The following is a 23,299-nucleotide window of genomic DNA, read 5'->3' as shown; positions in this document are numbered from 1 at the left end:
CATGCAGATCTGGCGGACTCTCCGCGCGATCCCCAGCTGGATCTTCGCGCTCGTCTTCGGTGCCGCGGTCTTCCTCGCGCCGATGCTCGGAATGGACGCGACCAACACGCGTCAGCTGCAGCTCGCGTGCATCCTGGCGCTCGTCGTCAGCGGCCTGAACCTCAGCCTCGGCTACGCGGGTGAACTCGCACTCGGCCAGGCCGCGATGTACGCGGCCGGTGCCTACACCGCCGGTCTGATGTCGCAGGCCGGGCACACCGAGATCCTGCTGCAGCTGGTCGCGGCGGGTGCGGTCGCGCTCCTGGTCGGCATCCTCACCGGTATTCCCGGTCTGCGACTGGGCAGTTGGTCGCTCGCGATGACGTCGTTCTTCCTGATCCTCCTCGTGCCCGACATCCTCGCGATCTTCGGTGGCAACACCGGCGGCCGCAACGGCCTGTCCGGCATGGAGCCTCCGACGCTGTTCGGTCAGGACATCGACAAGGACTTCTACTACGTCGTCGTCGGCGTCACGATCCTGTGGTTCGTGGTGATGCGCAACCTGGTGGTCTCGCGTCACGGCATCGCGTTCCGCACGCTCAAGCAGTCGCCGGTCCTCGCGCAGTCCCAGGGCGTCTCGGTCTACCGGATGAAGCTGCTGGGCTACGCGATCGGCGCGCTGCCGGCCGGCCTGGCCGGTGCGTTGTTCGCGAACACCGACCTGTTCATCTCCCCGGAGGCGTTCGGATTCACGTTCGCGACGGCGGTGCTGGCGGCGTCGATCCTCGGTGGTTCGGCGAGCGTGTACGGCGCGGTGATCGGTGCGGCCATCATGCAGTTCGGCCCCAACCAGTCGACGGCGTTCCAGGAGTACTCGCTGCTGTTCTACGGCGGCTTCCTCATCCTCGGCGGTGTGCTGCTCTCCGGTGGCCTCACCAAGGTCTTCCGGAACCTGGCCACCAAGCTGGACCGCAAGGCCGGCATCGGGGCGATGGAGCGGCCCGCGCCGCGGGACCCGAACGAGGTGCCCGTCGTGGCGCCGATCGCCGGCTCCACCCTCGTCGTCGACGGCATCTCGAAGGCCTTCGGCGGCAACCAGGCCCTCAAGTCGGCGACCCTGCGGGCCGAGCCGGGCCAGGTGACGGCGCTGATCGGGCCCAACGGTTCCGGCAAGACGACGATGCTGAACATGATCTGCGGCTTCTACACTGCGGACGCGGGGCGAATCGTCATCGGCGACAACGAGGTCCAGAAGTTCTCGTCGCATCGGGTGGCACGTGAGGGCGTGGCCCGCACGTTCCAGACCCCGAACATCCCCGAGAACGTCACCGTGCTCGAGGCCGTCGCGTCGGGTCGCTACATGACCAACCGCGCGTCGATGATCTCGGCGATCCTGCGGCTGCCGAGCTTCAACAAGGTGGCCAAGGCGGACATCGCCGAGGCCGAACGGGTCCTCGAACTCGTCGGCATGACGCACCTGAAGAACGAGGTCGCGACGTCGCTGCCGCTGGGCATGCGCCGCATGCTCGAGGTCGCCCGCGCGGTGATCGCCGAGCCGCGGGTACTGCTGCTCGACGAGATCGCGTCCGGCATGGACGAGGACGAGCTGGTGCGGCTCGCGGTGCTGATCCGGGCACTGCGCGACGCCGGGGCCACCGTGCTCCTGGTGGAGCACAACTTCCGACTGGTCCTCTCGCTCGCCGACACCATCGTCGTGCTGGCGCAGGGACAGGTCATCGCGTCCGGTCCGCCCGAGGAGATCGAGCACCACCCGCGGGTGCTGAGCGAGTACCTCGGTGTCGATCCCGACAGCGGTACGGCCGCCGAGCTGGAGAAGGTGGAGTGATGAAACCGGTTCTGAGCGTTCGGAATCTGCAGTCCGGTTACGGTGACCTGCGGGTGGTGTGGGACGTCTCGTTCGACGTCTTCCCGGGTCAGGTCACGGCGCTGCTGGGCCGCAACGGTGCCGGCAAGACCAGCACGCTGCGCGCCATCTCGGGCCTGAACAAGGTCCACGGCGGCACCATCGAGATGGACGGACAGGACATCTCCGGTGTCGCGGCGCACCAGCGCGTGCGTCGCGGGATGGCGTACGTGCAGGAGGGCAAGCGGGTCTTCCACAAGCAGACCATCGAGCAGAACCTGCTGCTCGGCGGCTACACCCGGAAGATGCGGCGCAGCGCACTCAAGCCCGACGTCGAGCGCATCTACGAGATGTTCCCGATCCTCGGCGAGAAGCGGAACCTGTTGGCGGGCTCGATGTCCGGCGGTCAGCAGCAGATGCTGGCGATCGGTGCGGCGCTGATGTCCAACCCGACGCTGCTGCTCCTCGACGAGCCGTCCGGCGGTCTGGCCCCGGTCATCGTCAACGAGGTCATGGAGCGGGTGCAGTTGCTCAAGGAGACCGGCCTGGCCGTGCTCCTCGTCGAGCAGGCCGTCGAGGCGGCGATGAGCGTCGCCGACCACGTCACCGTCCTCGACATCGGCAAGGTCGTCATGGACTCGCCGGCGTCGGAGATCGACGACATCGCGGTCCTCAAGGACGCGTACTTCGGACGCGTCTGACACATACCGTCGAACGGGAGTTCACGGCACGCTTCGCTCGCGAAACCGTGCCGCGGACTCCCGTTCGGCGTTTCACGGATACGAGGAGAGGGACACATGAGGATCGGACTGGACGTCTTCGGCGCCGAACGGTTCTACGACGGCGACCACCGCGGGGTGCTGGACCTGGCGGCGGAGGCGGACCGTCGGGGCGTCGACCTGATCACGACGTCGGACCATCTCGGCTTCTCGCGGGAGGCGCATGCCGAGCGGGTGCGGGACAACGGCTTTCCGTTCGACCTCGAGCACCCGTGGCTCGAGCCGATGTCGCTGCTGTCCGCGGTGGCCGCGGTGACCGAGCGCGTCGACCTCGGGGTGTACGTGCTGGTGGCGCCGTTGCGTCCGGCACTGCTGCTGGCCAAGCAGATCGCGACGCTCGACGTGCTCTCCCGCGGCCGCGCCCGGATCGGGGTGGGCGTCGGCTGGCAGGAGGCCGAGTACGCAGCGGCGGGCGTCCCGTTCGAGCGCCGCTTCGGCCGGCTCGAGGAGATGGTGGCCGCGTGCCGCGAACTGTGGGGAGCGCCGCCGGCGTCGTTCACCGGGACGGGATACGCGTTCGACGACTTCCACAGCCTGCCGCGGCCGGTGCAGGCCCGCGTCCCGGTGATCTTCGGGATGGCGCCGTCCAAGCGGAACTTCGACCGGATCGCGCGCGTCGGCGACGGCTGGACCGCGGCCCCCGCCGACATGGATCGGCTCGAAGCGAGCATCATGCTGCTGCGTAGCTGCTTCGAGGAACAGGATCGCGACCCGGCCGAGGCCGAGGTTCAGATCATGCTGCCGGGCATCGGTGACGGTTCCGGCGGCGTCGACTTCGACGCGATGACGGCGTCGGCCGAGCAGGCGCGGGAACTGGGCGTCGACACGGTGCTGGTGCGGCCGTCGGCGTTGGATATCGGACCCGGCGACCTGGACGGATTCCTGACATGGGCGGTCGGGCTGGGCGGACGGCAGTAGAGCCGTCGAACGGGAACTCACGACACGGTTCGGTGCCGACGCCGTGCCGTGAGTTCCCGTTCGGGTTTCAGGAACGGGAGGCGGCGTCGTCCGCGAAGCGGCGGACGGCGTCGAGGCGTGCCCGCGGATCGGACGGGTCGGTGTCGTAGAGCCGCCACGGGGTGACCCGGCAGCGGGTGACGCCGATGTCGGCGAGGGCCCGGTAGCCGTCGATGTCGGAGACGTCGGTGGGGGAGACGTCGATCTCGAACGGCTCGTTCTCCCGGCCGAATTCGGTGCGCAGTTCGGTCAGACGCCCGATCGCTTCCTTCAACTGGGCAGTGTCGGTGTTGACGGAGATCCAGCCGTCGGCGAAACGGGCGGCGCGGCGCAGTCCGGCCTCACTGTGGCCGCCGCCGTACACCGGGACGGGGCGGTCCGGGGCCGGGCTGATCATCAACCGGTCGAAGTCGTAGTGCTTCCCGTGGAATTCGACCCACTCGGGTCCGTTGCCCGCGCAGACGGCCCGGAGGATCTGGATGGCCTCGTCGGTACGGGCGCCGCGGGTGCGCATCGCGGTGCCGGTGAAGCGGAACTCCTCGGGGATCCACGACAGGCCGACGCCGATCGCGATCCGATTGCCCGACATCACCGCCATCGTCGAGACCTGTTTCGCGGTGAGCAGCGGATCACGCAGGGGGAGCTTCAACACGTTGGTGTAGAAGCCGATTCGCTCGGTGACGGCGGCCATCGCGGTCATCGCGATGAACGGGTCCGGCATCGGGGTCTCGGGAGACCACATGCGTTTGCCGTCCGGCGAGTACGGGTAGTCGGCCGAGACCTGTTCGGGGTAGAACACCGAGTCCGGCATGGCGATGGCGTCGTAGCCGCATTCGTCGGCCACCCGCGCCAGTTCGATCAGTTCTGGGGTCGCGATCATCGCGCCCGGCAATGCCCACTTCATCGCTCGAACGTAGGGCACGAATCGGTGTGTGGGCGTTGCAATCCCGGTAGCAGGGACTGCAACGCCCGAGAGTCACTCGAGGCGACCGGGCACCGGGTAGCTGCGCAGCGACAGGCCGATCTGTCCGGAGATGATCAGGTCGTCGATCGTCTCGCGCAGCTTGTGGCAGGTGGGCACCCATGCGCGACCGTCCTGGGTCCGCGATTCGGCGAACTGGGGGCACGCGTTGTCGGCGTCGTCGAGCCACTGGATGCTGGTGTGGGCATCGCTGTACTTCTCGACGAGCACTCGGTTGCCGCAGGTGTTGCAGTTGACGCTTTCCATGGACGGACCTCCTGATTCCTCCGGTGACGGTAGTCACTATTCGGACGACGCGTCTGCACTTCTCCCACCGAGCGGGAGGGACGCTCCCGGTGAGTGGGCATGTGCTACTCGGCTGTAACCCCCCTCTACCTGGGCTGTTAGGCTTCGGCCATGTCCGAAACCGCGCCCGTCACCGACGCCGACGACGCCGGCTACCCGTCACTGCCCGCGACCAGCTGGGCGGTCCTGGGGATGCTGACCCTCGGCGAGGGGCTCACCGGATACGACCTCAAGAAGTGGGCCGACTGGAGCATCGGGTTCTTCTACTGGAGCCCGTCGATCAGCCAGGTGTACGGCGAACTCAAGAAGCTCGAGGCCTCCGGACTGGTGGAGTCCGAGATGGTCTCGGAGCCGGGCGAGCGCGGTCGCCGCGTCTACACGATCACCGAGCGGGGGACGCGCGCCGTGCGGAACTGGTCCCGCGATGCACCCGTCGATCAGCCGGTGCTCAAGCACGGTTTACTGCTCCGGTTGTGGATGGGGCACCTCAACGAGCCGGAACAGCTGAAGGCGTTGGTGCAGTCCCACATCGAGAACATGGAGGAGCTGCGGCAGCGCGCGCAACTGCACGGCGACCACGCCACACGCGAGCCGGCGTGGGCCTTCTCGAAGATGAGCCTGAAGTGGGCGCAGCGCTACTACCAGGCCGAGATCGACCTGGCGAAAGAGCTGCTCGACGACATCGACGACGCCGCCGAGACGCTCTCGCGCGTCCGTGAGCGCGACGAGCTCGGCAACCCGATCCCGGAGGTGGCCGGATCCTGGCGTGATGTCGAGGATTTCGTCGAGGGCCTGGGGAAGGGCGAGCAGGGCTGACAGCCCTACCCTCCCTCGGGCCGGTCTGATTCGGGCTCAGGCGTACTGCAGGCGGGTGCGGGGCGCTGCGGTGGGCAGGCTCTGCAGCCGATTGCGATGGGTGATCGGCGCGGCGCCGCGGGTGCGTCCCGTCATCGTCTGCAGGATCGAGGCGGCAGCCATCCGCACCGGCGCGGTGTGCCGGTGGTCGAACTTGAGGTGGGTGGTGGGTCCACAGATCGAGATGGCGGCGGTGACGCCACCGATGGGGCCGATCGGGACCGCGATCATGCCGATGCCGCCGGAGATCTGGCTGACCTCGTACGCGACGCCCATCTCGCGGACCTTGTGCAGCTCGGGCGTGAAGTCGAGGAGATCCTCGTTGCCGCCCGGCGTGTACGCGAGCAGCGCCTTGCCGATCGCGGAGTTGCGGGCGGGGTAGCGGCTGCCCACGCGCGTCGGCAGTTCGGCGGCGAGACGGCCGCCGACCTTGTCGAGGTAGAGCACGTCGGAGCCGTCGAGGACACCCAGGTGCACGACGTATCCGGTGACCCGGTGCAGTTCCTGGAGGATCGGCGCCGCAGCGGTGTGCAGGCGATTCTGGTGGACGGCGATCGATCCGAGCTCCATCAGCCGGGTGCCCAGTTCGTAGTCGCGACCCTCGCGTCGCAGCCACCGCATGTCGACGAGTCGTTCGAGAATCCGGTGCGCCGACGAGCGCGGCAGTCCGGTTCGCTTGACGACCTGGGCCAGCGTGAGGCGGCCGGGGCCGTCGAACGTGTCCAGGACGAGCGAGACTCGCTCGAGAATTGCGGTCGGAGCCGCGTCTGCGGAGTCGTGTGCGGTCATCGATGTCTCCCTCACTGTTGTCGAGCATCGCGGCGAGACCCATCTGACGTGGGTGTTTCGATTAGAAATAATGGCACACGATTCGAGATTTGTGAAGTGGATCACCAAGATCGGTAAACGCCGAAAGGGGGAACCCGGCTGTCCCTGGTGGGACGGGGTTCCCCCTGACGGGAGCGATGTGCGGTTGTGGAGCGGGTCTTACATCGCGGCGAGCGGCTCGCTACCGGACCAGTCGTGGCCCCAGTAGCTGTCCGCGGTGATCTCCTCGGACGTGTAGAACGACTCGTCGACCAGGCTGCCTTCGGTGCCGAACTCGATGTCCCAGCCGCCGGGGGCGCGGACGTAGAAGGACACCATCTTGTCGTTGGTGTGGCGGCCCAGCGTCGAGGACACCGAGAAGCCGTCCTTCATGACGCGGTCGAGGGCCTGGCCGACGGCGTCGAGCGTGTCGACCTCGACCATGATGTGCACCAGGCCGGGGGCGCCGCCGTGCGGGGCCGGGCACAGCGCGAGGCTGTGGTGACGCTGGTTGACACCCAGGAAGCGCACCCGCAGCGGGCCGAACTCCGGCGGTGCCGGGATCCGGAAGGCGCCGCGCGGCAGGAAGCCGAGGACGTCGGTGTAGAAGTCGAACGTGCCGTTCGGATCCATCGTCGGCAGCACGACGTGGCCCAGACCCTGTGCGCCGGTGACGAACTTGGCACCGAACGGGGTGACGACCGGGCTGTGGTCGAGGACCGCACCGTGGAAGACCTCGAGTGTGGTGCCGGCGGGATCCTGGAAGGTGATGACCTCCTCGACGCGGCGGGCGTCCGCCTCCTCGAGCGAGAGCGGCTTGACCGCGATACCGGCGCGTTCGACGGCCTCCTGCACGCGGACCAGGGCGGCGTGGTCGCGGACCTCCCAGCCGACGGTGACGACCTCGTCGGTCTCACCCGGCACGACGACGATACGGGCGGCGCGCTCGTCCACGCGCAGGTACAGGGCGTCGGGGTCGGGGCCGGAGCCCTCCGCGAAGCCGAGCACGTCGAAGGCGAAGGTGCGCCAGCGCTCGATGTCGTTGGTCTGGACCTTCACGTAGCCCAGAGCGCGGATGTCGGTGCCGAAGCCGCCGACATTGGGGTTCGTCATGGTTTGTCTCCGTTGTGGATTCGAAGTAATGGTGATCCGCGGATCAGATCATGGAACGCAGTGGGCCCTGCGGATCCACGCCGAGGCCGCTCAGCGTCGCGGCGTGGTACACGGTGCCGGGGACGTGGATCGCGTGGTGCAGCCCGGCGTGCGCGTCACGCCAGAAGCGCTGCATCGGCTTGTCCATGCGCAGTGCATTGCCGCCGCAGCGGGCGTACACCGCGTCGATGGCCTGCACGGCCTGCCACGCGGCGTTGACCTGGGTCTCGCGACCGAGGGCGCGCTGCTCGAACGTCGGGGTCTTGCCGGCGTCGACCAGATCCCACATGCGATCGACGTTGGCCAGGAGGGAATCCCGGGCCGACTGCAGCTTCGCGGTGGCCTCGCCGACCGCGAACATCGTGTACGGATCGTCCTTGACGGCGGTGCCCTGCGGGTTGATCCGCTCACGCTGGTACTCGTTGGCGTGGTGCAGCACGCCCTCGCAGATGCCGATGGTGGCCGACGTGATGCCGAGCGGGAACATGTTGGACCACGGCATCAGGTACAGCGTCTCGGTGCGGCCATACTTGCGGACCGCGGTCCCGTCGATGACCTCGTCGCAGTCCATGACGCGGTAGTCCGGCACGAACGCGTCCTTGACGACGACGTCCTTGGACCCGGTGCCGCGCAGGCCCACGACGTCCCACGAGTCCTCGATGATCTCGTAGTCGGTGCGGGGGATGATCACGTGCAGCATCCGGGGCGGCATCTCCATGCTGCCGTCCGGGTTGCACGCCATCGCGCCGAGGAAAGCCCAGTCGCAGTGGTCCGTTCCCGAGGAGAAGGACCACTTGCCGGAGAACTTGTAACCGCCGTCGACCGGCACGCACATGCCGCCCGGCATGTACGGCGACGCGAGCCACGTGTCCTGATCCTGGCCCCAGACCTCCTGCTGGACCTTGGGATCGGCGAACGCCAGCTGCCACGGGTGCACGCCGACGATGCCGTGGACCCAGCCCGCGGACGGGTTCAGCGACGCCATCCGCATGACGGTCTCCGCGAACTCGCGCGGGTGGACCTCGAGGCCGCCGTGCTCCTTCGGCTGGAGCATGCGGATCGAACCGGCTTCCTTCATCCGCTTGGCGGTCGCGTCGGCGACCTTGCCGATCCGCTCGGCCTCGACGCCCTCGACGAAGATGTCGTCGGCGGCAGCCTCGATGCGGGACAGGACTTCGTAACTCATCTGGATTTCCTTCTGGTGGGTGTGGTTCTACGAACCGGGGACTAGGAGTTCGCCGGCGAGTTCGGGGCCTGCTTGGCCATGTTCTCGGCGACTTCCTTCTCCCAGCTCGCGACCGCCCGGGTGGTGTCGATCTCGAACTCGAAGCGCTTGGTCATGTCGTCGGTGATGTCCTCGACATCGACGTAGAACTGCTGGTACCAGCGGCGCAGCTGGTAGACCGGGCCGTCCTCCTCGGAGAGCAGCGGGTTGTCGATGGGCGCCTTGTTCTTCCAGATCTCGACGTCCTGCTCGAAGCCCATCTCGACGCCCTCGGCGAACTGCGCCGCCATGTGGGTCGACTCCTCGTCCGACAGGCCCGGCAGCTTCTTGACGATCGCGCCGTACTGCAGCACGAACTCGTTGTTGCTCACCGGGTAGTGGCAGTTGATGAGGACGGTCTCGATGGTCTGGCCGTTGGCGTCCGACTCGAGCCAGTCGATCATGTACGACGGGCCGAAGTACGTGGCCTCCGAACGCAGCTCGGCGTTGGGGTCGTCGTAGTTGGTGCCGGAGATGATGTCCTCACGGCCGGTCGAGTTCATGTACTGCGTGGCGGTGTGGCCCTCGAAGACGTTCTTGAAGTAGCGCGGGAACGAGTAGTGGATGTAGAAGAAGTGCGCCATGTCCACGACGTTGTCGACGATCTCGCGGCAGTGCGAACCCTTGATGCGCAGGGTCTTCCAGCTCCAGTCGGTCCACTCGTCGCTGCCGTAGCCCGCGATCTCGGGGATCGTGACGTCGGCCGGCGGCGGGTTGCCCTGCGGGTCGTTCCACACGTACAGCTGGCCGTTGCGCTCGAGCGTCGTCCACGCGCGGGTCTTGGCGACCGGGGGAACGCGGCGGGCGTAGGGAATGTCGGTGCACTTGCCCTTGCCGTTCCAGCGCCAGTCGTGGAACGGACACGCGATGGTGTCGCCCTTGATTTCGCCCTGGCTCAGGTCACCGCCCATGTGGCGGCAGTACGCGTCGAGGACGTTGAGTTCGCCCTTGCTGTCGGCGAACACGACCAGCTTGGTGCCGAACGCTTCGATCGAGTGCGGCTTGCCGTCCTTGAAGTCCCTGATGAGACCGATGCAGTGCCAGCCGCGCGCGAAACGCGTGGGCGCCGCGGCGGCCACGATTTCGCGGATCTCTTCGGTCTCGTTGGTGGGGGCAGCGTCGAATGCCATGTGTTCCTCCGTGCAGTGAGGGGTCACCGTCCTGTGATGCGCCTCATAGAACTCTGCGGCGTGTCGCTCGAGAAGGGTCTCTCCCGCTGGGTGGAACACCGTGGATTCCGTGGTATAGCGGCAGGTCGGCGCGGTGCCCGCGACCAGTGCTGAATCGAAAAGTGCCTGATTCGGTCCATGCCTCCCACCACGCGGGAGCATCTCTGCCGTCGCCTCCGCCCCGCTGGTTAGCGTCGCGAAGGGCGAAAGGACTGACCATGACACGAATGGCCGGCAAGGTCGTGCTCATCACGGGCGCAGGCAAGGGCATGGGCCGCACGCACGCGGTCCGTCTCGCAGAGGAGGGCGCCGACATCCTCGCGATCGACCTGCCCGGGGAGCAGTCCGAGGCCGACCTGGCCGAGACCGCCCGCCTCGTGCGGGAACTGGGCCGCCGCGCGGCGACCGGCACCGCCGACATCCGCGACCTCGACGCGCTCACCGCGGCCGTGCAGGCCGGCGTACGCGAGCTGGGTCCGCTCGACACCGTCGTCGCGAACGCCGGCATCTGCGACAACCCCGGACCGTCGTGGACCATCGACGACGACATCTGGAACCGGTCGATCGACGTCAACATCACCGGCACGTGGCACACCGTCAAGGCCGGTGTCGCCGAACTGAACCCGGACGGCGGATCGGTCGTCATCGTCAGCTCCACGGCTGCGATCAAGGCTGTGCCCGGGGCGTCGCACTACTCGGCGGCCAAGCATGCGATCACCGGACTGGCCAAGACGCTCGCGAACGAGCTGGGCAAGCGGTCGATCCGCGTCAACACGATTCATCCCGGCGCCGTCGCGACACCCATGACGATCAATCCCGCGACGTTCGCCCGGCTGCGACCGGACCTCGAGAACCCGACCGAGGCTGATGTCGCGGAGGTGCTGTCGCAGCGGATGCTGCTGCCGGTGCCGTGGGTGGAGTCGATCGACGTGAGCAATGCGGTGCTGTTCCTGGCATCGGACGAATCCCGGTACGTCACAGGCCTGCAGATGGTCATCGACGCCGGTCAGACCCAGAAGGTGGCGTGATGAGCGGACGTCTCGAAGGCAAGGTCGCGCTGATCACCGGCGCGGCGCGGGGCATGGGCCGTGCGCAGGCGGTGCGGTTCGCGGAGGAGGGTGCCGACATCATCGCGGTCGACGTGTGCGCACCCGTCGAACATTCGACCACCCCGGGTGCGTCGCCGGAGGATCTCGCCGAGACGGTGCGCCAGGTGGAGTCGCTCGGTCGCAAGATCTGCGCGTTCGAGGCCGACGTCCGTGACCAGCAGGCGCTCGCGGCCGCGGTCGACGCCGGTGTCGAGGCGCTCGGCCGGCTCGACGTCATCTGCGCGACCGCCGGCATCAGCTCGGCCGGACCCGCCGTCGAGATGGGGGCCGAGCGCTGGCAGACGATGCTCGACGTCAACCTCACCGGCGTGTGGCGCACGTGCAAGGCCGGTATCCCGCACATCGTCGACGGCGAACGTGGCGGCTCGATCGTGCTGATCAGCTCCATCGCGGGCCTGCGCGGACTGGTGAGCGTCGGGCACTACACGGCCGCCAAGCACGGCGTCGTCGGCTTGATGAAGTCGCTCGCGAACGAGCTTGCGCCGCACAGCGTGCGGGTCAACACGATCCACCCGGCGAACACCCGGACCACGATGATCCAGAACGAGTCCACGATGCGGACGTTCTGCCCCGGCGTCGAGGAGCCGACGCAGGAGCAGTTCGAGGCGGGTACGCAGTCGATGCACCTGCTGCCTGTCGCGATGATCGAACCCGAGGACATCGCCAACGCGAGCCTGTTCCTCGCGTCCGACGAGTCCCGCTACATCACCGGCGTGACGCTGCCGGTCGATGCCGGCCACTGCGTGAAGTAGGAGGAGACCTGTGAGGCTCGAGGATCTGCGAGGCCGCACCGCGGTCGTGACCGGTGCCGGTAGCGGGATCGGGGAGGGCGCCGCGCGGTACGCGGCGTCGCTCGGCATGAACGTGGTGCTCGCCGATGTCGCGGCCGCGCGGTTGGACGCCGTCGCGGCCGATCTGCGGGCCGGCGGCGCTGCCGTGCTCGCGGTGCCGACCGACGTGCGCGACGCCGCCGCGGTCGACGCGCTCGCCGACGCTGCCTATGCCGAGTTCGGCGAGGTGACGGTGCTGCTCAACAACGCCGGTCTCGAGTCGCTCGGTTTCACGTGGGAGGTGCCCGCCGACGAGTGGCGGCGGGTGATCGACGTGAACCTGCTCGGCGTCTTCCACGGCATCCGGTCGTTCGTTCCGCGGATGGGCGCCGACCCGCGGCCGTCGCACATCGTCAACACGTGCTCGGTGGGCGGCATCGCGATCACCCCGCGGATGACCGCGTACGCGGCGTCCAAGCACGGCGTCCAGGCGCTCACCGAGTGCGTGTATCTCGAATGCGCCGAGGTGTTCCCGCAGATCGCTGTGTCGGTGTTCAGTCCCGGTCAGGTGGCGACCCGCATCTTCGAGGACGCACCCGTGCACGAGCAGACGGCCGACGACGCCGGATTCTGGCGCGACCAGATCCGGGAGGGCATGACCCCGGACGACGCCGCGAAGCTGCTGTTCGACGGCATCGCCCGCGACGAGTTCTGGATCCTCACGCACCCCGACGCGTTCGAGCGTCTCGCGTCCAAGCGTGCGCGGGTGCTCGGTGAGAAGTTGCGTCCCGACGCGCTGTTCGACGGCCGCAACTGACCGTCTCCCCGCCGATCGGGTCCTCCCTGCCCCTCCTTCCCCCCCGCGTTTTGCGCACTTGTCGCGATTTTTCGCGCGGCGGGGGCGCGATAAGTGCGCAAAACGCGAGGGGTGGGGCGGTGGAGGCGCGATAAGTGCGCAAAACGCGGGAGGTGGGGGCGGGGGCGGTGCATAGTCGGTGCGGGTGGGTGTAACAGGTTCCAGTTCTGCGGAAATCCGGTTATCGTGTCGGTGACCCGGGCCACACTGGCCGACCCGGCGCGACGGGCGCGCGCAGCGCTGCCTTCGCATCCGTGCACGCAGAAGGAACACATATGACCGACGAGTTCGCCGACCTTCTCCACCGCCCGCGTTTCCTGGCTGACCTGCTGATCACCGCGCTCGAGCGCAACGCCGACCGGCCGGCGCTCTACCTCGGCGACGTCGTGCTCACCGGTGGCCAGATGCGCGACCAGATCAGCAGTTTCGGGCAGGCCCTCGAATCGCTGGGCGTCGGTAAGGGTTCCACCGTCGCGATGCTGTCGAAGAACCGTCCCGAGGTCCTCATCAGCGTCGGTTCGCAGATGATCCTCGGCTGCCGCAACACCGCGCTCGCGCCGATGGGTTCGGTCGACGACCACAGCTACATCCTGGGCGACGCCGAGATCGAGACGCTCATCTTCGACCCGACCGCCTTCGAGGGCCGGGCCGCGGAACTGCAGGCCGCGGTGCCGTCGCTGAAGAATCTGTTCTCCCTCGGCCCGTCCGAGGTGGGCGTCGACATCCTCGAACTGGCGAAGACGTTCGCGCCGCAGCGCCTGGTGGCCGCGGCGGTGGACGGCGACGACCCGTCGAGCATGGTCTACACCGGCGGCACCACCGGCAAGCCGAAGGGCGTCGTCAACACGTTCCGCTCCGGCGTGACGCTGCCGCAGATCCAGATGGCCGAGTGGCAGTTCCCGGACGAGATGCGCTTCCTCGCCTGCACGCCGCTCTCGCACGCGGGCATGGCGTTCTTCGTGCCGACGCTGATGCGTGGTGGCTCGCTGGTGGTGCTGCCGGCGTTCGAGCCCGGCGCCGTGCTCGAGGCGATCGAGAAGTACAAGATCACCTCGACCATGTTGGTGCCCACCATGATCTACATGCTGCTCGATCATCCGGACCTGGAGACCCGCGACGTCTCCAGCCTGCAGACGCTGTTCTACGGCGCCGCCGCGATGTCGCCGACCCGCCTGCAGGAGGGCATCGCGAAGCTCGGCCCGATCTTCTTCCAGTACTTCGGCCAGAGCGAGTGCGGCATGACGATCACCGTCATGCGCAAGGAGGAGCACGACCCGGAGAACGTCGAGCGGCTCGCGTCGTGCGGTCGCCCGGTGCCGTGGCTCGACGTGCGCCTGCTCGACGACGACCTGAACGAGGTGGCGCAGGGCGACCTCGGCGAGATCTGTGTCCGCGGCCCGCTGGTGATGAAGGAGTACTGGAAGAAGCCGCAGGAGACGGCCGAGGCGCTGCGCGGCGGCTGGCTGCACACCGGCGACATCGCCCGCGCCGACAAGGACGGCTTCCTCTACATCGTCGACCGCAAGAAGGACATGATCGTCACCGGCGGTTTCAACGTGTTCCCGCGCGAGATCGAGGACGTCATCTCCGGGCACCCCGCGGTGGCGTCGGTCGCGGTCGTCGGTGTGCCCGACGAGAAGTGGGGCGAGGCCGTCAAGGCGTGCGTCGTGCTGCGCGACGGCCAGACGGTCGAGACGGCCGAACTCGTCGAACGCGTCCGCAATGCAAAGGGTTCCGTGCACGCACCCAAGACCGTCGACTTCGTCGACGCGCTGCCGCTGACCCCGCTCGGCAAGCTCGACAAGAAGGCCCTGCGCGCGCAGTTCTGGGAGGGCGCCGCGCGCTCGGTGTGACACGCGCTCGAGACATGGGAACGCCCGGCCGACGAAATGCTCGTCGGCCGGGCGTTTCTCGTGCCGGCGTCGGTGGTCAGCTACCGAGCGCCGCGCCGATGATGGGGCCGAAGTCGATGCCGTTGATGACGTCGGAGACGGATCCGGTCGGATCGGTCAGCGAGCCGAACATCGAGGTGCTGGCCGTGTTGACCGAGCCGAGACCGGCCGAGTCGAGGCTGCCGCTCGCGTTCTCGACCGGGTTCTTCTCACGGACCTTCACACACGCGCCGTTGGTCGGCCACTCCTGGCTGTTCCACCCGAGGGGCTTGGCCTGCACGCCGCTGACCAGTGCGGTACCGGGCTGGGCGTCGTCGGAGACCCGGTAGGTCATCTCCAGGATCGCGTAGTTCCCACCGGTCATGTCCCAGCCGGTGCCGCTCTCCCAGTACAGGTTCTTGGCGGGATCGTTGTTCAGGTGCGTCCCGCCCCATTTCTGGCCGCCGCTCAAGTACCAGACGTTCAGCCGCGAGTCGTCCAGCGTCAGCGCCGGGTCGTGGAACTGCCCGATCTCCTTGAGCATCCAGATCCCGCTGCCCCGGCTCACCTTGGTCTGGTATGTGACGGTGCCGCCGGGTGCGACCTCGGCCTTGTCGACGGTCTGCTGAACAACGATGCCGTCAGCACTGAAGTTCTTGGTCTGCTGGCAGGTGGGCTCCTGGGCGGCGGCGGTTCCGGCACCCAGGGAGAGCGTCGTGCCGGTGGCAATCATCGCGGCACTCGCGCCGGCGGCGGCAACTCGTCGAAACGTCGTACGGTTCACGAAAGTGCTCCATTCGATCGGGAGTGGTGTCAGCTACGTAAGCCTTTCGGACGCGTACCGCACCGCATCACCTCGAGCCGTACCCCCGAACACGTCCTGGCCGAACTATATGGACGCCTGTACAGATCGGTGGGGAGATTCGCGCTTTTCACCCACGCCGGACCCGTGAAGTGCTATTGGAACGGATCGAACCGGATCGCGTCGGCCGGAGTGCCGGTGGCGATCAGGCGGTCCCGGGTGGTCTGCACCATCGCCGGTGAACCGCACAGCAGCACCTGGTGGTCGACGAACGCGCCGTGATCGGAGACGACGTCGGCGAGAGTGCCCTCGAGCAGATCGTCCTCGTGGAAGTTGACCGGGCCGACCTCGGCGACGATCCGGGCGTACCACTCGTCGGGCCCGCCCGGATCGGTGACGTCCTCGACGATGGGAACCGTGGTGAGCCACGGCAGTTGGTGGGTGAGGTCCCACAGCATGTCCGACGCGTACAGGTCGGTGGCGGTGCGGCCGCCGACGAACAGGTACACCTGCGGCGGATTCTCGACCTGCGTGAGGTCCAGGATGAGCGAGCGCAGCGGGGCCAGACCGGTGCCGCCCGCGACCATCACCACGACCGACGGCCCGTCCTCGTTCACTGCGAGATCGCCACGCGGCGAGGAGATCCGCCACTGATCGCCGGGCCGGGTGTCCTCGACGATGCTGCGGCTCACCCAGCCGCCGGGCACGGTCCGGACGTGGAACTCCAGCTTGCCGTCGAGCGACGGGGGCAGGGCCGGGGACAGCCGGCGCGGCAGCCTCGGATGCTGCGGCACGGTGACGTCGACGTACTGTCCGGCACGGAACGGGACGGGCTCGCCGATGAGACGCACGACCGCAAGATCGTTGCGGAGGCGGTGGTGTTCGACGACCGTCGCGGTCCAGGAATCCTGCTGCATGCCGATCATTGTTCCCGGTCCGGGCGAGCGGCGCTCGATCCGTCCCTCAGCCTGCTGGGGCGAACGCGCGGGCCGCCCAGTCCGCGAACGACGTCCAGCCCACATCCGGGAACTCGGCGTGCAGCCCGGCGAGGTCGACCTGGTAGCCGGGCCCGTTGAGGAACCACCACATCGCGTGCATGTCGGGGCTGGCGATTGCACCCAGTGGAGTCTGCTCGAACCGGACCGGCGAACCGACGGCCTGCGTGAGTGCCGCGGCCATGGCCTCGGGCGTGGGTGCGTCGCTTGCCAGTTCGATCCGCCGTCCGGCGAAGCGCTCGGGGGAGAGTAGGACGTGTGCGGCGAAGACGCCCAGATCGCGGCGATCGAGCTGCTGCAGCGGGCGGTCCGGCGGGAGGGGCAGGTCGAGCACGCCGTCGGTGCGGATCCGGTCGGCGCCGCCGAGCGCGTTGTCGTAGAAGTACGTGGGCCCGAGGATCGTGTGCGCCAGGCCGCTCGACGTCAGCTCCGCTTCGATCACTTCCTTGCTCTCGAAGTGCGGGACGCCGCTGTCCTGGTTCGCGCCGGCGACCGAACTGAACACCAGGTGCGGCACCCGGGTCCGCCCGGCCGCCTCGATGATCGTGTGGCCCTGCGCGATCTCGGCGTCCACACCGGACTCGAACGGCGTCGTCATCGCGAAGACCGCCGCGACGCCTGTCATTGCGGCGGTCAACGAGTCCACGTCGTCGAGTGACCCGGTGACGAGCTCGGCGCCGCGTTCGGCGAGGGTCCGCGCACCGGCGGAGGCCGGATTGCGCACCAGGGCCCGCAGTGGAGCGTCGCGTTCGAGCAACGCGCCGCTCACCGCGCGCCCCTGACCTCCGGTGGCGGCGAGGACGAGTATCGGCTGGTCGGGCATCGGATCTCCTCCGGTCGAGGACACGGGTGCTGCCGACGCGAGCCTACCTCCGGGCCGGGGTCAGTACTCGTGGAACCAGCTGCGGTCGCGCCGGACCGCCACCTCCCTCCGGTGCGCCATTCGCCAGCCGTCCGGTGTGCGCCGGTACCGCACGGTGTAGTGGCCGGCGACGTGCGCGTGGCGTGTCTCGCCGTCGTTCGACGCGCCCGAGCGGAACTCGAAATGCATTCGGGCCGTGGCCTCGTCACCGTCCAACACGATCGAGGGGGTGTTGAGCAGGTGGATGCCGGACGTGGCCGCGGTGAACTCGACGCAGAAGCGTCGCAGCTCGTCGCGTCCACGGATCGTCGTGCCGGGGACGGCCCCGACCTCCGCCAACTCGAACACGCCGTCCGCGGTGAACAGGCCGGCCCACGCGTCGGCGTCGCCGGAATCCCACGCCGGTGAGTAGGCGCCCTCGAGTTGCAGGATGGCGAGGGTGTCCTCGACGGCCGCGAGCCGGTCCTCGACGGAGCCGCCGGGCACCGGACGCGGCGCGTGCAGCTGCGGCAGCGTGGTCGTCATGCGGCCGGGCTGCCGTACTGGCCGTTGACCAGCTTGCTCGGCGGCACGAACCGGTAGCCGTCGTCGGCGAGGTTGGGTGCGTGCGAGTCCGCCGAGTAGTGGTAGCGCGGCAGGAACGCGGTCTTCGCGTTGTCGAGCACCTGCTGGTTCTCGAGTGCCTTCGCGAGTCCCTCGGCGTCCGTAATCGATCCGGCCTTCTCGGCGGCGGCAGCGACCAGGCCGAACGGGTCGTAGTTGTCGGCGAGGATCAGCGTCGACGGGATCGAGCCCATCGCGGCCATGGCGTCGACCATCGTGTTGACGGCGGTGTCGGCGGGGTCGTGGACGGTGCTCGGGAACACCTGCATGACGAGGTTGGACGCGGCGCGGGTGCCGAGGGCGCCCTCGGGGGCCGGCTTCGCGATCAACGGTGTGCCGGAGACGGACGTGTTGCCGATCAGCGGGATGTTCCAGTCGAGGCGCTCGAGGCTCCCGAGCAGGTAGCCCAGCGGCGCACCGTACGCGTCGATGACCAGTGCCTGCGTGCCCTTGTTCTTCAGGGCCTGCAACTGCGCGGTCATGTCGAGGGCGGCCACGTCGTACTCCTCGGAGCCGGACCTGCTGACGCCCTCGGCGGACAGTGCGTCGTCCATGGACTTGCCGAACGCCTCGCCGTACGCGCTGCTGCCGTGGATGACGCCCACCTGCTGGTAGTTCTTGCTCTTCGCGTACCGGGCGATCGACACCGCGTACTCGGTCGGCGACGGGGACAGGTCGAAGTTGAGCGGGAACTGCGCCGGATCCGAGGAGTCGTTGGTGGGGCCGACGTTGAACGAGAGGATCTTGTTCTGCTTCAGGATCGGGAGCGTCGCCGCCGACACCGTCGACGGGCCCGAGTTCAGGTACAGGTCCGGCTTCTTGCCGGAGTTGATCGCGTCGCGCAGGTTCGACACGGCCTTGGTGGCGTCACCGCCGTCGTCGGTGACGGTGAGTTCCACTTGGCGACCGCCGATTCCGCCGTCCTTGTTGACCTGCTCGACGCCGGCCTTGGCGGCGAGGATCGAGGTCTGCGCGTTGGCGGCCAACGATCCCTGCCCGCTGATCGCGCCGGTGACGAGGACCCGGAACGGCCCGCTGTCCGACGTCTCGTCGCCGGACGCCGAGCCCGAACAGCCCGCGAGGGCCAACGCGGACACGGCGACTGTCGCCACGAGCGCTGAGTGCCGAATCTTCATGCCAGTTACCTCCAGTGGAGACACGACGGATGGCAAGCGAATGCTTGGATGCGCCGACACTAGGGGTGTGACGTGGGCTACGTCAACGATTTCACCCAACCGGATGCGCGTCGAATGAAATTGCGCGACATGATGTTTCGGATTCAATAGTCTCGCGGGTGGACGGATTCCACAGGCACTCCCGCTGGGTGGGCCGTTTCAGCGCAGCGGGTCGTACGAGATCGACTCGACCGGCGTGCCCGCCCGCTGCAGCGCGTACGCGGTGGTCTTGACCATCGACGGCGAACCGCAGATCTGGATCTGACGATCGGCCCACGTGCCGAAACTGCTCACGACGGCGCCCATCGGTCCACGCAGCCGCTGGTGCAGCCCGTTCGGCGGCTCGGGGCTGGGATACGGGTGCCACCACGGGTTCTCGTCCTCCTCCGTGACGGGGACGACGGTGAGCCACGGATTGCTCAGCGACAGGTGCCAGAGCGTCTCGATGTCGTACAGGTCGCACGGGTAGGCGCCGCCGACGAACAGGTGCACCCGCGGATTGATCCCGCGGTGCGCCATGTCCATCACTTGGGCGCGCAGCGGCGCCAGGCCGGTGCCGCCCGCGATCATCAGCACGTCCTGGTCGCTCTGCAGGTCCACCCGCAGACCGCCCAGCGGCGAGCTGATCTGCCAGCGGTCCCCGATGGCGGTCTCGTTCACCATCGCCGGGCTCACCCAGCCGCCGGAGACCCGGCGCACGTGGAACTCGATCTGGCCGAACGGGTTCGTCGGGATCGCGGGCGAGAGGTAGCGCCACATCTGCGGCCGCTGCGGAATCTGCACGCTCACGTACTGGCCGGCCGCGTACGGGACCGGCGAGTCGCACTCGAGTCGGATGACCGCGAGGTCGCGGAGCACTCGCTCGTGGCTGACGACGGTCGCCCCCCACAGCGCGGGGAAGTCGTCGGCGTCGGCGGCATCGGACATCGTGGTGGTGATCAGTGCGATCAGTTCCCGCCACGCGGCGTCGCTCGCCGGGCTCCACGGCTCGTCGGAGTCGACGTCGCGCACCGCGTCGAGCAGCGCGTTGCCGGCCGCGGCGTAGTGCTCGCGCTCGACGCCGTACTTGCGGTGGTCGCGGCCGAGCTGGGCGAGGAACGGCAGCAGTCGGTCGGTGTCGTCGATGCCGCGCACGATGAACTCGACCGCCGAGACCAGCTTGGCGCGCTGCGCGTCCATGCCGGCCGGGAACAGTGACCGGCACTGGGGGAGTCGTCCGAAGAACTGTGTGTAGAAGGTGCGGGCGAAGCGGTCGCGGTGGTCCGGGGACGCGGTGACGGTAGTGAAAAGTGAGCGGATGTGCCCGATCTCGGCCGTGTCCACGTCGTCCTCCCTCGCGTGTTGCCTGGCCCGGGCGTGGGAAACCGACCGGCACCGCTTACCAGTGTGCACCGCTCCGGGCGGGGTCCCGCCGCTGGCCTCGCCGACCGTGGGGGAAATCTCTTCGAGAATCTAGAAGTTGAGCGGAACAGACTCAAGGTTTCGTTCGTTGAGGAGAACGACAGCCGTACGGATGCGTCCGGCACGGCACAATGCTTACGTTCGTTCGTCGCAAGGAAGGTGACCAGTGGACTCGTTCTCTCCCACCACCAAGACCCAGGCCGCGCTGACGGCTGCGCTGCAGTCGGCGTCCGCGGCGGGCAATCCGGATATCAGGCCCGCGCACCTGCTCGTCGCGCTGCTCGACCAGACCGACGGCATCGCCGCACCGCTGCTCAAGGCCGTCGGGGTCGATCCGACGGTGGTGCGGCGCGAGGCCCAGGTCATCGTGGACCGCCTGCCGAGCGCCACCGGCGCCACCACGCAGCCGCAGCTCGGCCGCGAGGCGATCGCCGCGATCACCGCGGCGCAGCACCTCGCCACCGAACTCGACGACGAGTACGTCTCCACCGAGCACGTCATGGTGGGGCTCGCGTCCGGCGACTCCGACATCGCCAAGCTGCTCGTCGGGCACGGCGCCACCCCGGAGGCGCTGCGGGACGCGTTCACCGCGGTCCGCGGCAGCGCGCGGGTCACCAGCCCCGACCCGGAGGGCAGCTACCAGGCGCTCGAAAAGTACTCGACCGATCTCACCGCGCGGGCCCGCGAGGGCAAGCTCGACCCGGTGATCGGCCGCGACACCGAGATTCGTCGCGTCGTGCAGGTGCTGAGCCGGCGCACCAAGAACAACCCGGTGCTCATCGGCGAGCCCGGCGTCGGCAAGACCGCGATCGTCGAGGGCCTCGCGCAGCGCATCGTGGCCGGTGACGTCCCGGAGTCGCTGCGCGGCAAGACCGTCATCTCGCTCGATCTGGGCTCGATGGTGGCCGGTGCCAAGTACCGCGGCGAGTTCGAGGAACGCCTCAAGGCCGTGCTCGACGACATCAAGAACTCCGCCGGCCAGGTGATCACGTTCATCGACGAGCTGCACACCATCGTCGGCGCCGGTGCGACCGGCGAGTCGGCGATGGACGCGGGCAACATGATCAAGCCGATGCTGGCCCGTGGTGAGCTGCGGCTGGTCGGCGCGACGACGCTCGAGGAGTACCGCAAGTACATCGAGAAGGACGCCGCGCTCGAGCGCCGCTTCCAGCAGGTGCTGGTCGGCGAGCCGTCCGTCGAGGACACAGTCGGCATCCTGCGCGGCCTCAAGGAGCGGTACGAGGTGCACCACGGCGTGCGCATCACCGACTCCGCGCTCGTCGCCGCGGCGACCCTGTCGGACCGCTACATCACGTCGCGTTTCCTGCCGGACAAGGCGATCGACCTCGTCGACGAGGCCGCGTCGCGGCTGCGCATGGAGATCGACTCGCGCCCCGTGGAGATCGACGAGGTGGAGCGCACCGTGCGCCGCCTCGAGATCGAGGAGATGGCGCTCTCCAAGGAGACCGACGCCGCGTCGAAGGACCGTTTGGTCAAGCTGCGTGAGGAACTGGCCGACGACCGGGAGAAGCTGCGCCAGCTCACCGCTCGGTGGCAGAACGAGAAGACCGCCATCGACTCGGTGCGCGAGGTCAAGGAGCAGCTCGAGTCGCTGCGCGGCGAGGAGGAGCGCGCCGAACGCGACGGCGACCTCGGCAAGGTCGCCGAGCTGCGCTACGGCCGGATCCCCGAGCTGGAGAAGCAACTCGAGGCCGCCGCGGCCGTGTCGGACGGCGCGTCCGACGGTGCCGTCATGCTCAAGGAGGAGGTCGGACCGGACGACGTCGCGGACGTCGTCGCCGCGTGGACCGGCATCCCCGCCGGCCGCATGATGGAGGGCGAGACCGCCAAGCTGCTGCGGATGGAGACCGAACTCGGCAAGCGGGTCGTCGGGCAGGACGAAGCGGTGCAGGCGGTTTCGGACGCGGTGCGCCGTGCGCGGGCCGGCGTCGCCGACCCGAATCGGCCCACCGGCTCGTTCCTGTTCCTCGGCCCGACCGGTGTGGGCAAGACCGAGCTCGCGAAGGGGTTGGCGGACTTCCTGTTCGACGACGAACGCGCGATGGTGCGGATCGACATGTCCGAGTACAGCGAGAAGCACTCGGTGGCGCGGCTCGTCGGCGCCCCTCCCGGCTACGTCGGCTACGAGTCCGGCGGACAGCTCACCGAGGCGGTGCGACGACGTCCGTACAGCGTGGTGCTGTTCGACGAGGTCGAGAAGGCGCATCCGGACGTGTTCGACATCCTGCTGCAGGTGCTCGACGACGGCAGGCTCACCGACGGCCAGGGCCGCACGGTCGACTTCCGGAACACCATCCTGATCCTCACCTCCAACCTCGGTGCGGGCGGCGACCGGGACCAGGTGATGGCGGCGGTCCGGTCGAAGTTCAAGCCGGAGTTCGTCAACCGGCTCGACGACGTCGTCGTCTTCGATCCGCTGTCGGAGGAGCAGCTCGAGTCGATCGTCGACATCCAGCTCGACCAGCTCGCCACCCGTCTCGCGGCGCGGCGGCTCACGCTGGAGGTGTCGGACTCGGCGCGGTTCTGGCTCGCGGTGCGCGGCTACGACCCGCTGTACGGCGCGCGGCCGCTGCGTCGGCTGATCCAGCAGGCGATCGGCGACCAGTTGGCCAAGCTGCTGCTCGCGGGCACCGTCCGCGACGGCGACACCGTGCCGGTGACCGTCTCCGAGGACGGCGATCACCTGGTGCTCGGCTAGCAGTCGTGGTTCCGCCCCTCACCGGCTTCCGGTGAGGGGCGGA

Annotated in this window: 21 protein-coding genes; 9 read left to right on the top strand and 12 right to left on the bottom strand. The window is 68.5% G+C overall.

The window, feature by feature from the left end; genetic code table 11:
- Nucleotide 1 precedes the first annotated feature (1 nt).
- The 3 genes from LCL87_RS04745 to LCL87_RS04735 all read left to right on the top strand — a co-directional run bounded on the left by LCL87_RS04745 (nt 2) and on the right by LCL87_RS04735 (nt 3,540).
- On the top strand, nt 2–1,825 hold the full coding sequence (locus LCL87_RS04745) for a branched-chain amino acid ABC transporter ATP-binding protein/permease (RefSeq protein ID WP_225017206.1): 1,824 nt from the start codon (nt 2–4) through the stop codon (nt 1,823–1,825).
- Entirely contained in the window at nt 1,825–2,544 is a 720-nt protein-coding gene (locus LCL87_RS04740) for a branched-chain amino acid ABC transporter ATP-binding protein (RefSeq protein ID WP_225017204.1), read from the top strand. The genes LCL87_RS04745 and LCL87_RS04740 overlap by 1 nt, the downstream gene beginning before the upstream one ends.
- 96 nt (nt 2,545–2,640) lie before the next feature.
- On the top strand, nt 2,641–3,540 hold the full coding sequence (locus LCL87_RS04735) for a TIGR03619 family F420-dependent LLM class oxidoreductase (protein WP_225017202.1): 900 nt from the start codon (nt 2,641–2,643) through the stop codon (nt 3,538–3,540).
- A gap of 67 nt (nt 3,541–3,607) precedes the next feature.
- Here the strand turns inward: LCL87_RS04735 and LCL87_RS04730 are convergent, their stop codons facing one another.
- On the bottom strand, nt 3,608–4,483 hold the full coding sequence (locus tag LCL87_RS04730) for a TIGR03619 family F420-dependent LLM class oxidoreductase (protein WP_225017201.1): 876 nt from the start codon (nt 4,481–4,483) through the stop codon (nt 3,608–3,610).
- A gap of 72 nt (nt 4,484–4,555) precedes the next feature.
- Nucleotides 4,556–4,807 carry a hypothetical protein gene (locus LCL87_RS04725; protein ID WP_225017199.1) on the bottom strand — a complete coding sequence of 84 codons (252 nt, stop codon included), beginning with the start codon at nt 4,805–4,807 and terminating at the stop codon, nt 4,556–4,558.
- Between the two features lie 150 nt (nt 4,808–4,957).
- On the opposite strand from LCL87_RS04725, the gene LCL87_RS04720 reads away from it, so the two are divergent.
- Nucleotides 4,958–5,662: a PadR family transcriptional regulator gene (locus LCL87_RS04720; protein WP_225017196.1), complete on the top strand. Its 705-nt coding sequence runs from the start codon at nt 4,958–4,960 to the stop codon at nt 5,660–5,662.
- Between the two features lie 36 nt (nt 5,663–5,698).
- Here LCL87_RS04720 and LCL87_RS04715 read toward each other — a convergent pair whose 3' ends face one another.
- The 4 genes from LCL87_RS04715 to LCL87_RS04700 form a co-directional block, all read right to left on the bottom strand.
- Nucleotides 5,699–6,490: an IclR family transcriptional regulator gene (locus LCL87_RS04715; protein WP_225017194.1), complete on the bottom strand. Its 792-nt coding sequence runs from the start codon at nt 6,488–6,490 to the stop codon at nt 5,699–5,701.
- A 198-nt stretch (nt 6,491–6,688) separates the two neighbouring features.
- A complete protein-coding gene (gene bphC / locus LCL87_RS04710) occupies nt 6,689–7,621 on the bottom strand; it encodes a biphenyl-2,3-diol 1,2-dioxygenase (RefSeq protein ID WP_225017193.1) in 933 nt (310 codons plus the stop codon).
- A 43-nt stretch (nt 7,622–7,664) separates the two neighbouring features.
- Complete coding sequence (locus tag LCL87_RS04705) at nt 7,665–8,846, bottom strand: acyl-CoA dehydrogenase family protein (protein ID WP_225017191.1); 1,182 nt, start codon at nt 8,844–8,846, stop codon at nt 7,665–7,667.
- 41 nt (nt 8,847–8,887) lie between these two features.
- Nucleotides 8,888–10,054 carry a 3-ketosteroid-9-alpha-monooxygenase, oxygenase component gene (locus tag LCL87_RS04700; protein ID WP_225017189.1) on the bottom strand — a complete coding sequence of 389 codons (1,167 nt, stop codon included), beginning with the start codon at nt 10,052–10,054 and terminating at the stop codon, nt 8,888–8,890.
- 257 nt (nt 10,055–10,311) lie between these two features.
- Here LCL87_RS04700 and LCL87_RS04695 point away from each other — a divergent pair, with 257 nt between their 5' ends.
- From LCL87_RS04695 to LCL87_RS04680, 4 genes are all read left to right on the top strand, one after another.
- Nucleotides 10,312–11,121, top strand: coding sequence for a mycofactocin-coupled SDR family oxidoreductase (locus LCL87_RS04695; RefSeq protein WP_225017187.1), 810 nt, complete (start codon nt 10,312–10,314; stop codon nt 11,119–11,121).
- Nucleotides 11,121–11,954, top strand: a complete 834-nt coding sequence (locus LCL87_RS04690) for a mycofactocin-coupled SDR family oxidoreductase (RefSeq protein WP_225017185.1) — start codon at nt 11,121–11,123, stop codon at nt 11,952–11,954. Before LCL87_RS04695 ends, LCL87_RS04690 begins: the two co-directional genes overlap by 1 nt.
- 10 nt (nt 11,955–11,964) lie before the next feature.
- On the top strand, nt 11,965–12,789 hold the full coding sequence (locus LCL87_RS04685) for an SDR family NAD(P)-dependent oxidoreductase (protein WP_225017183.1): 825 nt from the start codon (nt 11,965–11,967) through the stop codon (nt 12,787–12,789).
- Between the two features lie 314 nt (nt 12,790–13,103).
- The gene (locus tag LCL87_RS04680) at nt 13,104–14,681 is read left to right on the top strand and encodes an AMP-binding protein (protein ID WP_225017181.1); all 1,578 of its coding nucleotides are present in this window, start codon (nt 13,104–13,106) and stop codon (nt 14,679–14,681) included.
- 76 nt (nt 14,682–14,757) lie between these two features.
- Here the strand turns inward: LCL87_RS04680 and LCL87_RS04675 are convergent, their stop codons facing one another.
- The 6 genes from LCL87_RS04675 to LCL87_RS04650 form a co-directional block, all read right to left on the bottom strand.
- Nucleotides 14,758–15,483 (bottom strand): hypothetical protein, encoded by a 726-nt coding sequence (locus LCL87_RS04675; RefSeq protein WP_225017179.1) that lies wholly within the window; start codon nt 15,481–15,483, stop codon nt 14,758–14,760.
- A 173-nt stretch (nt 15,484–15,656) separates the two neighbouring features.
- Nucleotides 15,657–16,418: an FAD-binding oxidoreductase gene (locus LCL87_RS04670; protein ID WP_225017177.1), complete on the bottom strand. Its 762-nt coding sequence runs from the start codon at nt 16,416–16,418 to the stop codon at nt 15,657–15,659.
- Between the two features lie 46 nt (nt 16,419–16,464).
- Complete coding sequence (locus LCL87_RS04665; RefSeq protein WP_225017175.1) at nt 16,465–17,319, bottom strand: NmrA/HSCARG family protein; 855 nt, start codon at nt 17,317–17,319, stop codon at nt 16,465–16,467.
- A 60-nt stretch (nt 17,320–17,379) separates the two neighbouring features.
- Nucleotides 17,380–17,883, bottom strand: a complete 504-nt coding sequence (locus LCL87_RS04660; protein WP_225017173.1) for a nuclear transport factor 2 family protein — start codon at nt 17,881–17,883, stop codon at nt 17,380–17,382.
- The gene (locus LCL87_RS04655; RefSeq protein ID WP_225017171.1) at nt 17,880–19,097 is read right to left on the bottom strand and encodes an ABC transporter substrate-binding protein; all 1,218 of its coding nucleotides are present in this window, start codon (nt 19,095–19,097) and stop codon (nt 17,880–17,882) included. The genes LCL87_RS04660 and LCL87_RS04655 overlap by 4 nt, the downstream gene beginning before the upstream one ends.
- Before the next feature lie 198 nt (nt 19,098–19,295).
- Nucleotides 19,296–20,459: an FAD-binding oxidoreductase gene (locus LCL87_RS04650; RefSeq protein WP_225017169.1), complete on the bottom strand. Its 1,164-nt coding sequence runs from the start codon at nt 20,457–20,459 to the stop codon at nt 19,296–19,298.
- 244 nt (nt 20,460–20,703) lie between these two features.
- Between LCL87_RS04650 and clpB the strand changes: the two genes are divergently transcribed.
- A complete protein-coding gene (gene clpB, locus LCL87_RS04645) occupies nt 20,704–23,256 on the top strand; it encodes an ATP-dependent chaperone ClpB (RefSeq protein ID WP_225017167.1) in 2,553 nt (850 codons plus the stop codon).
- Nucleotides 23,257–23,299 lie beyond the last annotated feature (43 nt).

Origin of the sequence: Prescottella equi, assembly GCF_020171745.1 — a bacterium.
Lineage (GTDB): Bacteria > Actinomycetota > Actinomycetes > Mycobacteriales > Mycobacteriaceae > Prescottella > Prescottella equi_A.
This window is presented reverse-complemented; position numbering and strand designations above follow the sequence as displayed.